Raw genomic sequence first — 12,949 nt, forward strand, 5'->3', positions numbered from 1 at the left:
GTCTTTGAAAGACTTTCCAAGTAGCTCTGCATTATGCAATTTTATACGGAAATACGGACAGGTATCACCTGTCCGATTATTATTGGCTTTTATTCTACAGTTCCAACTGGTTCTTCTTCATTCACCACTGGCAAAATCCCAAGTGCGTCAGCTGCAGGTAAATCTTCATCTTCATCTAAATCACGAAGCTCAATTTCATCTTCGTTAATGTTCAACATTTTAACATCCATCCCTAAACTTTGTAATTCCTTGATCAATACTTTGAATGATTCAGGAACACCAGGTTCTGGAACACTTTCCCCTTTAACAATTGCTTCATACGTTTTTACACGTCCAACAACGTCATCGGATTTAACTGTTAAAATTTCTTGTAGTGTGTAAGCAGCACCATAAGCTTCTAAAGCCCATACTTCCATCTCTCCGAAACGTTGTCCACCGAATTGCGCTTTCCCTCCAAGAGGCTGTTGCGTAACTAGTGAGTAAGGTCCAGTTGAACGAGCATGTAACTTATCATCAACCATGTGGGCAAGTTTAATCATATACATAACCCCAACAGAAACGCGGTTATCAAATGGTTCACCTGAACGACCGTCATAAAGGGTCGTTTTACCATCACGGTTAAGTCCCGCTTCTTCCATTGTCGACCAAACATCTTCTTCGTTGGCACCATCAAATACTGGAGATGCCGTATGGATACCAAGAATTTTTGAAGCCATACCTAAATGTAGCTCCAATACTTGCCCAATATTCATACGAGAAGGTACGCCCAGTGGATTTAACATAATATCAACTGGTGTTCCGTCTGGAAGGTAAGGCATATCTTCTTCCGGAAGGATACGAGAGATAACCCCTTTGTTACCATGACGGCCGGCCATTTTATCTCCAACGGAGATTTTACGTTTTTGAACGATATAAGCACGGACTAATTGGTTAACTCCAGGAGATAACTCATCTCCATCTTCACGATTGAAGACTTTAACATCTAAAATAATCCCACCAGCACCATGGGGTACACGCAGTGATGTATCACGAACTTCTCGTGCTTTTTCTCCAAAGATTGCATGAAGTAAACGCTCTTCTGCAGTTAGTTCTGTAACCCCTTTTGGTGTTACTTTCCCAACTAGAATGTCTCCATCACGAACTTCAGCACCAATACGGATAATTCCACGGTCGTCCAAGTTGCGAAGTGCATCTTCTCCGACGTTTGGAATATCTCTTGTGATTTCCTCCGGCCCAAGCTTAGTATCACGTGATTCTGATTCATACTCTTCAATATGAACTGAAGTGTATACATCGTCTTTCACTAGACGTTCACTCATAATAACGGCATCCTCGTAGTTATATCCGTCCCATGTCATGAACGCTACTAGAACGTTACGTCCTAAAGCTAACTCTGCTTTTTCCATAGAAGGACCATCTGCAAGAATATCAAGTGGTTTTACAGTGTCTCCAACTTGAACAATTGGGCGTTGATTAATAGATGTCCCGTGGTTAGATCGTTCGAATTTGTGTACTTTGTATGAGACTAAGTCACCTTTTACTTCTTTACCATCGACTTCTTCAATGCGACGAACTCGAATTTCTCTTGCTTCAACATGCTCTACAATACCTGCATACTTAGCAACTACTGCAGCACCTGAATCACGAGCATTTACATGTTCCATACCTGTTCCAACGAATGGTGCTTCTGGGTTCAACAATGGAACCGCTTGACGTTGCATGTTTGCTCCCATAAGCGCACGGTTGGAGTCATCGTTTTCTAAAAACGGAATACATGCAGTCGCAGCAGAAACTACTTGTTTCGGCGAGACGTCCATGTAATCTATTTGGTCTTTTCTAAATACTGTGTTATCTCCACGGAAACGACCAACTACTTCTTCTTTAGCAAATGCACCTTCATCAGATAAAATAGAGTTCGCTTGAGCAACCACATAGTTATCCTCTTCATCAGCAGTTAAGTAGTCAATACGTGAAGTTACTAATCCAGTCTCAGGATCAACACGACGGTATGGTGTTTCAATAAATCCAAATTTATTTACTTTTGCAAAACTTGAAAGTGAGTTAATCAGTCCAATGTTTGGTCCCTCAGGAGTTTCAATTGGACACATACGACCATAGTGAGAGTAATGAACGTCACGTACTTCGAATCCAGCACGTTCACGCGTTAAACCACCGGGCCCAAGTGCAGACAAACGACGTTTATGAGTAAGCTCAGCAAGTGGATTTGTTTGGTCCATGAACTGAGATAATTGAGAGCTACCGAAGAATTCTTTGATAGACGCAATAACAGGACGAATGTTAATCAATTGTTGTGGAACAATAGTTTGTGTGTCATTAATAGACATACGTTCACGAACCACACGTTCCATACGAGAAAGACCAATACGGAATTGGTTTTGTAATAACTCTCCTACTGAACGTAAACGACGGTTACCGAGATGATCAATATCATCTGTGTTCCCAACGTTATATAAAAGGTTAAAGAAGTATCCAATAGAGGAAATAATATCTGCTGGCGTGATGTTTTTAATTTCAGTTTCCACATACGCATTACTGATAACATTAATCACTTTTTTCTCTTCATCATTTGGCACATAAATTTTAATTGATTGAATCGTGATCTCGTTGTCTAAAACACCACCAACTTGCGATAATGTTTTGAACCCAATCCCACTTTCTAAATAAGGGATCAATCGATCTAGTACACGACGATCAATAAGTGTACCTTCTTCTACTAAAATCTCACCTGTTTCTGGATCCACTAGCGTCTCAGCTACTGTTTGGTTAAACAGACGATTTTTAATATCTAATTTCTTATTCATTTTGTAACGACCAACATTCGCTAAATCATAGCGTTTTGGGTCGAAGAAGCGCGAGTATAATAAGCTCTTTGCACTTTCAACTGTTGGTGGCTCACCAGGACGTAAACGCTCATAGATTTCAAGTAACGCTTTTTCAGCCGTTTCTGTGTTATCTTTTTCAAGCGTGTTACTTAAATATTCATTGTCTCCGATTAAATCAATGATTTCTTGATCTGTTCCGAAGCCTAAAGCACGAAGTAAAACAGTTACAGGTAATTTACGAGTACGATCTATACGAACGTAAACAACGTCTTTGGCATCAATTTCATACTCTAACCAAGCACCACGGTTCGGTATAACTGTTGCTCCAAAGCCTTTTTTACCATTTTTATCTGTTTTATCATGGAAGTAAACACTTGGTGAACGGACTAACTGAGATACGATTACTCGTTCAGCACCATTGATCACAAAAGTACCCGTTTCAGTCATTAATGGGAAATCTCCCATGAAGACATCTTGTTCTTTTACTTCGTCCGTTTCTCTGTTATGGAGACGTACTTTTACGCGAAGTGGTGCAGCGTAAGTTGTGTCACGTTCTTTTGATTCGTCGACTGAATATTTTGGATCACTTAAACTATAGTCGACAAATTCAAGTGATAGATTGCCTGTAAAGTCCTCGATCGGTGAAATATCTTTAAACATTTCACGTAATCCTTCTTCGAGGAACCATTCGTATGATACTGTTTGAATTTCGATTAAATTCGGAAGTTCTAGAACCTCACTAATACGCGCAAAACTTCTGCGCTGGCGGTGTTGCCCGTACTGAACTAGTTGACCTGTCAACTCATTCACCCCTCAATAAAGCGATAATAGGTCTTTTCTATATCAACAAATTAGTGTATGATATCGAAAAGACAAAAAGAAAACGAGTTCTAAATAAGAGCTCATTTTTGATTAATTAAACTTTTCTCGGCCAGTATACCCATATTTACTACTTTTATACAAAAGGGCACACGTCCTCAAAATAATATTTTTGCATTTTCTTATAATATCATAGCGATTTTGTCAAGTCAATCTTTTGTAGCTTTTAAAATCCAGTAACCTTTTTCTTTATCTACAATTTCTACTTGACCAAAAATCTCTTCTAAATAACTAAAAGTTGATGGTGCCCCTTGTTTCTTTTGAATCACAACCCACAATTCTCCCATTGAAGCCAATTTCTCGAAAGATTCCTCGTAAAAACGAAAAATTGTTTCCTTTCCAGCGCGGATGGGTGGATTAGTTATAATAGCCGCAAAGTTTGCAGTGTTAACTGCTGACAATCCATCACTTTCATAGATTCGCACATTTTGTATCCCGTTAGCAGCAGCGTTTTTTTCCGCAAGTTGGATTGCACGTGTGTTAACATCTACCAAATGAACTGTTCTCTCTTCATTCGCTTTTGCAAATGAAAGTCCAATAGGACCATACCCACACCCTACGTCTAAAAAGTCTCCTTCTAGATCAGGCACTTTAAAAGCATTGATTAATACACGGGAGCCAAAATCTACTTCGCTCTTACTAAATACACCAGTATCTGTTTCAAATCGAAAATTATGACCAAGCAAAGGAAAATTCCAATGGCGTGGTTTGCTCTCCGTTTGAGGTTTTCTAGAGTAATAATGATCAGACACTTCAATAACCCTCCATAATACAAACAAAGAAAAGCTCGTCGTTAACTGACGAGCTTTTTTCTTCGAACTGTACAAAAATTACTTAACTTCTACGCCTGCGCCAACTTCTTCAAGTTGAGCTTTGAACGCTTCAGCTTCTTCTTTAGATACGCCTTCTTTAACAGCTTTAGGAGCGCTATCTACTACTTCTTTAGCTTCTTTCAAGCCAAGACCAGTGATTTCACGAACTACTTTGATTACTTTGATTTTTTGAGCTCCTGCAGAAGTAAGGATTACATCAAATTCAGTTTGTTCTTCAGCTACAACAGCACCGCCTGCAGCTGCTGCTACTGGAGCTGCTGCTGTTACTCCGAATTCTTCTTCGATTGCTTTTACTAAGTCGTTTAACTCAAGAACTGTCATTGATTTGATAGCTTCTAAAATTTGTTCGTTATTCATGTTATTTTCCTCCTATGATTGGATAGTTTTTTAGGCTATATGCCCTTTTTTCGTTAAGCCGCGTAATAAATTATGCGCCTTGTTCTTCTTTTTGTTCTGCAACAGCTTTTGTTGCAAGTGCAAAATTGCGTACTGGAGCTTGAAGTACTGAAAGAAGCATAGAAAGTAGACCTTCGCGAGATGGAAGTTCCGCTAATGCTTTAACATCTTCAGCTGAAGAAACAGTTCCTTCAATGATACCAGCTTTAATTTCAAGCTTTTCGTTCTTTTTAGCAAAATCATTTATGATTTTTGCAGGTGCGATTACATCTTCGTTAGAAAATGCAATTGCGTTTGGACCAACAAGGTATTCGTTAACCCCATCAACTCCAGCAATTTCAGTAGCGCGACGTGTAAGCGAGTTTTTGTAAACTTTGAATTCCACGCCAGCTTCACGAAGTTGTTTACGTAGTTCAGTTACTTGCGCAACGTTTAAACCACGGTAGTCAACTACTACTACAGATGCAGCAGCTTTAAATTTCTCTGCAATATCTTGAACTTGCACTTGTTTAATTTCAATTGCTTTGCTCATCTTGGCACCTCCTATAAGATTGGCCATTTATACCGACAAAAGAAAAGCCTCTAATCTACGAATAGACAGAGGCAGAAAGTCATCATCTAATAAGAATCTGAATTTACTTGTCCTCGGTAGGTTATTAAGTGACAAGTCACTCCTACTGTCTTCGGTACGAATGTATATTTAACAACAAAAGCCATCTTATCAGATAGACTTTTGTCTGTCAATAATTTTATTTTGCAACACTTGATGCGTCAACTTTAACAGCTGGACCCATTGTAGTAGTAACATTTACAGATTTCATGTAAATACCTTTAGAGGCAGCAGGTTTTGCTTTTTGAATTACTTCAAATACCGCTAAGAAGTTTTCTACTAGTTTATCGTCCTCGAAAGAAACTTTACCAATTGGAGCATGAATGATCCCGGCTTTGTCAGCACGGTATTCTACTTTACCAGCTTTAATTTCTTCGATTGCTTTAGTTACGTCAAATGTAACTGTACCTGTTTTTGGATTTGGCATTAAGCCTTTAGGTCCAAGTACACGACCGATTTTACCAACTTCACCCATCATGTCTGGAGTAGCTACGATAACATCGAAGTCAAACCATCCTTGTTGAATTTTGTTGATGTATTCAGCATCGCCTACGTAGTCTGCACCAGCAGCTTCAGCTTCTTTTACTTTTTCACCCTTAGCGAATACTAATACGCGTTGAGTTTTACCAGTACCGTTTGGTAGCACTACTGCTCCACGGATTTGTTGGTCATTTTTACGAGTATCGATTCCTAAACGGAAAGCAACCTCTACAGTTGCATCAAAATTAACTGTGCTTGTTTTTTTAGCAAGCTCAATCGCTTCTTTAGCTGTGTATACTTTGTTAGACTCAACTAATTTAGCTGCTTCTTGTAATTTTTTACCTTTGTTAGCCATTTTAAAATGTCCTCCTTGATAGTGGTTTTAGCGGAATAAACCTCCCACGTGTAAAGGTTGTAGTTATCCCCTAAGAACAACTACAACCTTCCAAAAACAAATGCATCATATGAATGATGCACATTAATTATTAGTCTTCGATTGTGATACCCATGCTGCGTGCAGTACCTTCAACCATCAACATAGCTGCTTCAACAGACGCTGCATTTAAATCTGGCATTTTTTGTTCTGCGATTTCGCGAACTTTTTCACGTTTTACCGTTGCCACTTTTACGCGGTTTGGTTCACCTGATCCAGATTGAATACCAGCTGCTACTTTAAGTAACACTGCTGCCGGGGGAGTTTTTGTAATGAAAGTAAAAGAACGATCTTCAAATACAGAAATTTCAACCGGAATGATTAGACCTGCTTGATCTGCAGTACGTGCGTTGAACTCCTTACAGAATCCCATGATATTAACACCCGCTTGTCCTAATGCAGGACCAACCGGCGGCGCTGGGTTTGCTTTACCAGCAGGAATTTGTAATTTAACAACTTTAATCACTTTTTTAGCCACGAGACACACCTCCTTAAGTCCGTGATGTGGTAATTGGGTTGCCCCTCCCACTCAAATATCTGTCTCTCAGCTCTGCGCTGATAACATTAGAAAATTAATACAGACATATTTTCAGTCTGACCTTAGAAATAATACCACTTTTTCATTTTTTTCGCAAGTGGTAAAAAAATTATATTTTTGCTACTTGATCAAAATCTAGTTCCATATTTGTTTCTCTACCAAACATATCTACAGAAACCGTTACTTTACCTTTATCAAATTCAATCGTTTCTACTTTACCATGGAAGTTCGCAAACGGCCCTTCTAGAACCTCTACCATTTCTCCGACAGTGAAGTCTACTTCTACTCTACGCTCATTCATACCCATTTGTTTCAACATTGACTGAACTTCTTCTGGTGGTAAAGATGTTGGTTTTGTTCCTCCACCTGAAGAACCAAGAAACCCAGTTACACCCGGTGTATTACGAACAACATACCAAGCGTCATCTGTCATAATAAGCTCTACAAACACGTATCCAGGAAAAGTTTTTCTCAAAACGACCCGTTTTTTTCCATCTTTAAAATCTGTTTCTTCTTGTTCAGGGATAAAAACTCGGAAAATTTTATCATTCATTCCCATTGTTTCAACACGTTTTTCTAAATTTGCTTTTACTTTGTTTTCATACCCAGAATACGTATGAACTACATACCAATTTTTCTCCATAGTTACAGGACTAGTCGTCCTTCCCCCCTTTTCTCAGACAAATAAAAAAACCCGTTCACTAACTTAGACGGGCTATTTTCCAATAAATATTATCATATCGCATTTTATAATTCTAAATACCAACGGAATAATCCTGAAATCCCCAAATCCACTATAGCGAAAAATATAGCCATTACAATAACTGTAGATAACACTACAACAGTATATTTTGTAAGTTCTTTTCTTTTAGGCCAGCTTACTTTTCTCATTTCAGACATTACATTTTTAAAAAATCCACCAATATTAGCCATTGTAGCTAAACCTCCACAGGGAAAATCTATCTTATTTGCATACTCAAAGTGTTTGTTTGTGAAGCGTATGTGCATTGCAATGCGTACAATACTTTTTTCGTTCTATACGAATTGTTGCACTATCTTTTGATGCCGGGATCGTATAATTCCTATTACCACATTGTTCACAACTCAAGACAATTTTCTTTGTCATTTTATCACCTTTTTTTGCGTATAATTCTTTTTCAAGATTATCACCTTACAGAAACCATGTCAACAAATTCCCAGTGCTTATGCATAATTACTACCAATCTCCATAAAACGTTCTAGTTTTCTTTTAACGCGCTGTAGTGCATTATCAATTGATTTTACATGTCGATTTAACTCTTCTGAGATTTCTTGATAAGATTGTCCATCCAAATATAAAGCAAGCACTTGTTGCTCTAATTCACTTAAAATCTCAGACATCTTACCTTCCATGTAATCGATATCTTCTCTTTTAATGATTAATTCTTCTGGGTCATCTACTACCGAACCAGCGATCATATCCATAAGCGTACGATCTGATTCTTCATCGTAAATAGGCTTATCAAGTGATATATAAGAATTCAGTGGAATATGCTTTTGCCGAGTTGCTGTTTTAATCGCCGTGATAATTTGTCGAGTAATACATAACTCTGCAAATGCCCGAAAAGAAGAAAGTTTTTCCCCACGAAAATCCCGAACCGCTTTATATAAACCAATCATTCCTTCTTGAAGAATATCTTCTTTATCCGCCCCGATTAAAAAGTATGATCTACCTTTCATCCGAACGAATGAGCGATACTTCGTAATCAAAAAATCAAGTGCTTCAGTGTTTCCCTGATGAACCATTTCTACAAGCTCTTCATCTTGTAAACTACTCAATTTTTGTAGATTATGTTCCGTCTTTTCCAATGAAGTCACCTCGACAGTCTACGAACAGTTAATGTCAGTATACAGGAAGCAAATTTACAGCGTCAATCAATCATTTCATTCCCCTGCGCCATTTTTCGAAAATTTCGGCAACTTCAGCAGATAAAGGTAGTTCTGAATTGGGTTTATTTCCCTGGATACGCTTCACTTTCTTTGTAATATTTCGGGAAATATCTTCCACTTCAATTTCAAGTTCTCTTGCAGATTTCCTTAAAGCCCCTTGTCCAAATATCACTCGTTGCTCCGTCAAATCTGAAGTAGCTACATAAATTTCAACTTTACGACCACTAAGTTCTTGTGTTAGTTTTTCTATTCTTTCATCTGCAATCTCATTTTTTCTTGTATAAATTACTTCCACATCATATTTCTTTTGCTTACTTTCAATACCTGGAACTAAGTGTGCATCAAAAATGACAATTACTCGAATACCTGTAAAAGCTTTATACTCTGCCATTAGTTCAATCAATCGGTCTCTTGCATCTACTAATTTATCTTCTTTAAGCTTTCTTAACTCAACCCATGCGCCAATGATGTTATAACCATCGACAAGAAGAATTTGCATCGTCTTATCCTTTTAAGGGACGTCTTACGCGCAACACTTCATAGAGAAGTATCGCCGTAGCAACGGACGCATTCAAACTCGTTACATGACCGACCATTGGCAAATGGTAAAGAAAGTCACACTTTTCTTTTAATAGTCGACTCATTCCTTTTCCTTCACTACCAATAATAAGCGCTAAAGGAAGGGTTGCATCCATATTCCGATAATCCGTTGATTTGGAAGCGTCTGTCCCTGCAATCCATACACCACGTTCTTTTAACTCATCTACCGTTTGGGCCAAATTGGTAGCACGATATACCGGTATATGCTCAATCGCACCAGTAGATGCTTTTGCAACAACGGCAGTTAACCCTACCGCTCGTCTTTTTGGAATGATAATACCGTGTGCACCTACAGCGTCAGCAGTTCTCATAATAGAACCAAGATTATGCGGATCTTCAATTTCATCTAAAATAATAAAAAGAGGATCTTCTTGTTTACTAGCTGCTAGGTTGAACAAATCATCTAACTCTGCATAACGATAAGCCGCAACAGAAGCAACAATTCCTTGATGATTCGCGTCAGTCAGTCCATCTAATTTCTTTTTAGGGACAAATTGAACAATGATACCTGCTTCTTTTGCCAACTGAATTATTTCAGAAACTCCTGTTTTTTGCACACCTTCTGCAATCCACACTTTATTCATATCTCTCCCCGAACGGAGTGCTTCTACGACCGGGTTTTTCCCTGCTATAATTTCTCCTGTTTGTTCTGGTTGGTCTGTTGTCATTTCTTGCTCTCCCCTTTCTGCTTATCAATAAATTCTAATGAAAATTGAAGTACTTCATGTAAACGCTCTGTTTGCTCACTTAAATACAAACTCCCAATAACCGCTTCAAATGCAGTACTATAATGATATGTTTGGACATCGGTATTTTTAGGCACCGTACCTGATTTAGCATTTCTACCTCTTCTTAACTCGGCTTCCTCTTCTGCTGTGAGAAAACCAGTGTTTAACATTTCTCGAACAATTGTTGCTTGTGCTTTAGCAGAGACGTACTTAGTTGCTTCTTTATGCAAAATGTTTGGTCTCACTCGACCAGATTTTATAAGATGTTCTCTTACAAATTGTTCGAGTACAGCATCGCCCATATACGCTAGGGCTAGTGAGTTTAATTGTTTTACATCTGATAATTTAAATTTTTCCACAAGCTTATCCTCTTTTCCAACGAATACCTTGTGCGGTATCTTCTAAAATAATATTCATTTCTTTCAATTGATCTCTTATTTCATCTGCACGTGCAAAGTTTCGATCTTTTCGAGCTTTGTTACGCTCTTCAATTAATGCATCAATTTCTTCGTCTAGCACTTCTTTTTCTACTCGTAAAGAAAGCCCTAATACTCCAGTAAGTTCATCAAATATCGCGATGAATTGTTTCAATACTTTTGCAGAAGTTTGTTTTTCCAATAAATACGTATTCGCCACTTTGGCAAGCTCGAAAACTGCCGCAATACCGTTTGCTGTATTAAAGTCATCATCCATTGCAATAATGAATTGTTCTTTTACTTCTTCTATTTTGTGAAGCCAAATATCATCATGATCTCCTAAATCTGCAGTTGCATCTAAACGATGTAATACATTTGCATAAGCTGTACGAATACGATCAAGTCCTGCTTCTGCTTGCTCTAATAATTCCTGCGAGTAATTAATCGGATGACGATAGTGCACTCCAAGCATGAATATGCGCAACACTTGCGGATCAATTTGTTTGCGGATATCATTTACTAGTACAAAGTTCCCTAATGATTTCGACATTTTTTCGTTATCAATATTAATATACCCATTATGCATCCAATATCTCGCAAATGTTTTACCAGTTCTAGCTTCTGACTGAGCAATTTCGTTTTCATGATGAGGGAATGTTAAATCTTGCCCTCCAGCATGTATATCAATTGTATCCCCTAGTATTTCACGAGCCATTACAGAACATTCAATATGCCATCCCGGACGGCCTTGGCCCCATGGACTTTCCCAGAAAATTTCACCAGGTTTTGCTGCTTTCCAAAGAGCAAAGTCTAGTTCATCTTCTTTCTTTTCACCTGTCTGGATTCGTGCGCCAACTTTTAAATCATCTACTGATTGGTGAGATAGCTTTCCGTAACCATCGAACTTTCTCGTACGGTAATACATATCTCCTTGCGATTCATAGGCATATCCTTTTTCTTCTAACACTTTTATAAAATCAATTATTTCTATCATGTGATCAGTTACACGAGGGTGAGCGTCTGCTCTGCTGCACCCCAGCGCTTCAACATCCGCAAAGTAAGCTTGGATAAAACGCTCTGTTAATTCCGAAACATCTTCTCCTAGCTTATTTGCCGCATTAATAATTTTGTCATCTACGTCAGTAAAGTTCGATACGTAAGTCACTTCATATCCACGGTATTGAAAATACTTTCGAACTGTATCATATACAATAACAGGTCGAGCATTCCCTATATGAATATAATTATAGACAGTAGGACCACATACATACATTTTGACCTTTCCTTCTTCCATTGGAACAAAAGGTTCTTTTTCACGCGATAATGAATTAAATATTTGAATCGCCATTACAGATTTCTCTCCTTTTTTAAATCTCTTGAAAGTTTTTGGATGTCTTCATTTAACTCTTCTATTCTTAACTCCATCTTTTTGCAACGATCCCCCACTGGATTCGGCAAATCTTGATGATCTAAATTTCGCTTCACTTTTTTACCATCTTGAATAACAACTATTCCCGGGATTCCTACTGCAGTTGAGTTCATCGGAACATCTTTTAACACAACAGAACCCGCTCCAATTTTGCTATTATCCCCAACAGTAATAGATCCTATTATTTTCGCACCTGTTGCCACAAGCACATTATTGCCTAACGTTGGATGTCTCTTTCCCTTTTCTTTGCCGGTCCCACCAAGCGTAACACCTTGATAAAGTGTGCAGTCATCACCTATTTCGCATGTTTGTCCAATTACAATTCCCATACCATGATCTATAAATAATCTGCGCCCAATTACGGCTCCTGGATGTATTTCAACACCTGTAAAAAACCTGCTAATTTGCGAGACGACACGGGCTAAGAAAAACCTGTTCTTTTTATATAAAGCATGCGCAATTCGATGATTCCAAATTGCGTGTAAACCCGAATAAGTTAGGACTACCTCTAAAGTACTTGTTGCTGCAGGATCTTGTTCAAAAACGACAGCAATATCTTCTTTCAAACGCTCAAACATTTTTTCCATCCCCTTTTACCAAAAAAATAAAAAGCGTCTCTGTCTATATATAAAATATAGACAGAGACACTATTAGGCGTGGTTCCACTCTGATTGAAAAGGCAATTATTACAACCTTTTCCTCTTTACATCTCTTAACGCAGATGAAGCGTCCAGCCTACTATATAGTTCGGCATGGCACTCTAAGGTGCATTTCAGTAACACATTGGTTCAGACCACTTACAGCCGGTGATGGTCCTCTCTTGTTGAACATGCGT

Annotated in this window: 14 protein-coding genes, 1 pseudogene and 2 other annotated features (1 of these 17 only partly in view); all 15 genes and pseudogenes read right to left on the reverse strand. The window is 38.3% G+C overall.

Features of this window, described 5'->3' with window-relative positions; genetic code table 11:
• Positions 1 to 89: 89 nt before the first annotated feature.
• Positions 90 to 3,644 (reverse strand): DNA-directed RNA polymerase subunit beta, encoded by a 3,555-nt coding sequence (rpoB, locus tag C7437_RS12595; RefSeq protein ID WP_111440091.1) that lies wholly within the window; start codon positions 3,642 to 3,644, stop codon positions 90 to 92.
• 227 nt (positions 3,645 to 3,871) lie between these two features.
• A complete protein-coding gene (locus C7437_RS12600; RefSeq protein WP_111440092.1) occupies positions 3,872 to 4,474 on the reverse strand; it encodes a class I SAM-dependent methyltransferase in 603 nt (200 codons plus the stop codon).
• 78 nt (positions 4,475 to 4,552) lie between these two features.
• The gene (rplL, locus tag C7437_RS12605; protein WP_111440093.1) at positions 4,553 to 4,912 is read right to left on the reverse strand and encodes a 50S ribosomal protein L7/L12; all 360 of its coding nucleotides are present in this window, start codon (positions 4,910 to 4,912) and stop codon (positions 4,553 to 4,555) included.
• Between the two features lie 70 nt (positions 4,913 to 4,982).
• The gene (gene rplJ / locus C7437_RS12610; protein ID WP_111440094.1) at positions 4,983 to 5,483 is read right to left on the reverse strand and encodes a 50S ribosomal protein L10; all 501 of its coding nucleotides are present in this window, start codon (positions 5,481 to 5,483) and stop codon (positions 4,983 to 4,985) included.
• Positions 5,484 to 5,514: 31 nt separating this feature from the next.
• Positions 5,515 to 5,656 (reverse strand) — a sequence feature (ribosomal protein L10 leader region).
• 44 nt (positions 5,657 to 5,700) lie between these two features.
• A complete protein-coding gene (gene rplA / locus C7437_RS12615; protein ID WP_111440095.1) occupies positions 5,701 to 6,396 on the reverse strand; it encodes a 50S ribosomal protein L1 in 696 nt (231 codons plus the stop codon).
• A gap of 130 nt (positions 6,397 to 6,526) precedes the next feature.
• Positions 6,527 to 6,952: a 50S ribosomal protein L11 gene (gene rplK / locus C7437_RS12620; protein WP_139176005.1), complete on the reverse strand. Its 426-nt coding sequence runs from the start codon at positions 6,950 to 6,952 to the stop codon at positions 6,527 to 6,529.
• Between the two features lie 169 nt (positions 6,953 to 7,121).
• On the reverse strand, positions 7,122 to 7,655 hold the full coding sequence (nusG, locus tag C7437_RS12625; RefSeq protein WP_111440096.1) for a transcription termination/antitermination protein NusG: 534 nt from the start codon (positions 7,653 to 7,655) through the stop codon (positions 7,122 to 7,124).
• A gap of 104 nt (positions 7,656 to 7,759) precedes the next feature.
• Complete coding sequence (gene secE, locus C7437_RS12630; protein WP_111440097.1) at positions 7,760 to 7,945, reverse strand: preprotein translocase subunit SecE; 186 nt, start codon at positions 7,943 to 7,945, stop codon at positions 7,760 to 7,762.
• Positions 7,946 to 7,988: 43 nt separating this feature from the next.
• Positions 7,989 to 8,144 (reverse strand): annotated as a pseudogene (rpmG, locus tag C7437_RS12635) (50S ribosomal protein L33); the annotation flags it as partial.
• Positions 8,145 to 8,215: 71 nt separating this feature from the next.
• Positions 8,216 to 8,860, reverse strand: a complete 645-nt coding sequence (gene sigH / locus C7437_RS12640) for an RNA polymerase sporulation sigma factor SigH (protein ID WP_111440099.1) — start codon at positions 8,858 to 8,860, stop codon at positions 8,216 to 8,218.
• A 70-nt stretch (positions 8,861 to 8,930) separates the two neighbouring features.
• Entirely contained in the window at positions 8,931 to 9,440 is a 510-nt protein-coding gene (locus tag C7437_RS12645; protein WP_111440100.1) for an NYN domain-containing protein, read from the reverse strand.
• Between the two features lie 4 nt (positions 9,441 to 9,444).
• Complete coding sequence (gene rlmB / locus C7437_RS12650; protein ID WP_111440101.1) at positions 9,445 to 10,209, reverse strand: 23S rRNA (guanosine(2251)-2'-O)-methyltransferase RlmB; 765 nt, start codon at positions 10,207 to 10,209, stop codon at positions 9,445 to 9,447.
• Entirely contained in the window at positions 10,206 to 10,628 is a 423-nt protein-coding gene (locus C7437_RS12655) for a Mini-ribonuclease 3 (protein WP_281269965.1), read from the reverse strand. Before C7437_RS12655 ends, rlmB begins: the two co-directional genes overlap by 4 nt.
• Before the next feature lie 4 nt (positions 10,629 to 10,632).
• Positions 10,633 to 12,033: a cysteine--tRNA ligase gene (gene cysS / locus C7437_RS12660; RefSeq protein WP_111440102.1), complete on the reverse strand. Its 1,401-nt coding sequence runs from the start codon at positions 12,031 to 12,033 to the stop codon at positions 10,633 to 10,635.
• Entirely contained in the window at positions 12,033 to 12,692 is a 660-nt protein-coding gene (gene cysE / locus C7437_RS12665; RefSeq protein WP_111440103.1) for a serine O-acetyltransferase, read from the reverse strand. The genes cysS and cysE overlap by 1 nt, the downstream gene beginning before the upstream one ends.
• 59 nt (positions 12,693 to 12,751) lie before the next feature.
• Positions 12,752 to 12,949 (reverse strand) — a binding site (T-box leader); it runs 29 nt beyond the window's last position.

The sequence above is a fragment of the Psychrobacillus insolitus genome, assembly GCF_003254155.1.
GTDB lineage: Bacteria > Bacillota > Bacilli > Bacillales_A > Planococcaceae > Psychrobacillus > Psychrobacillus insolitus.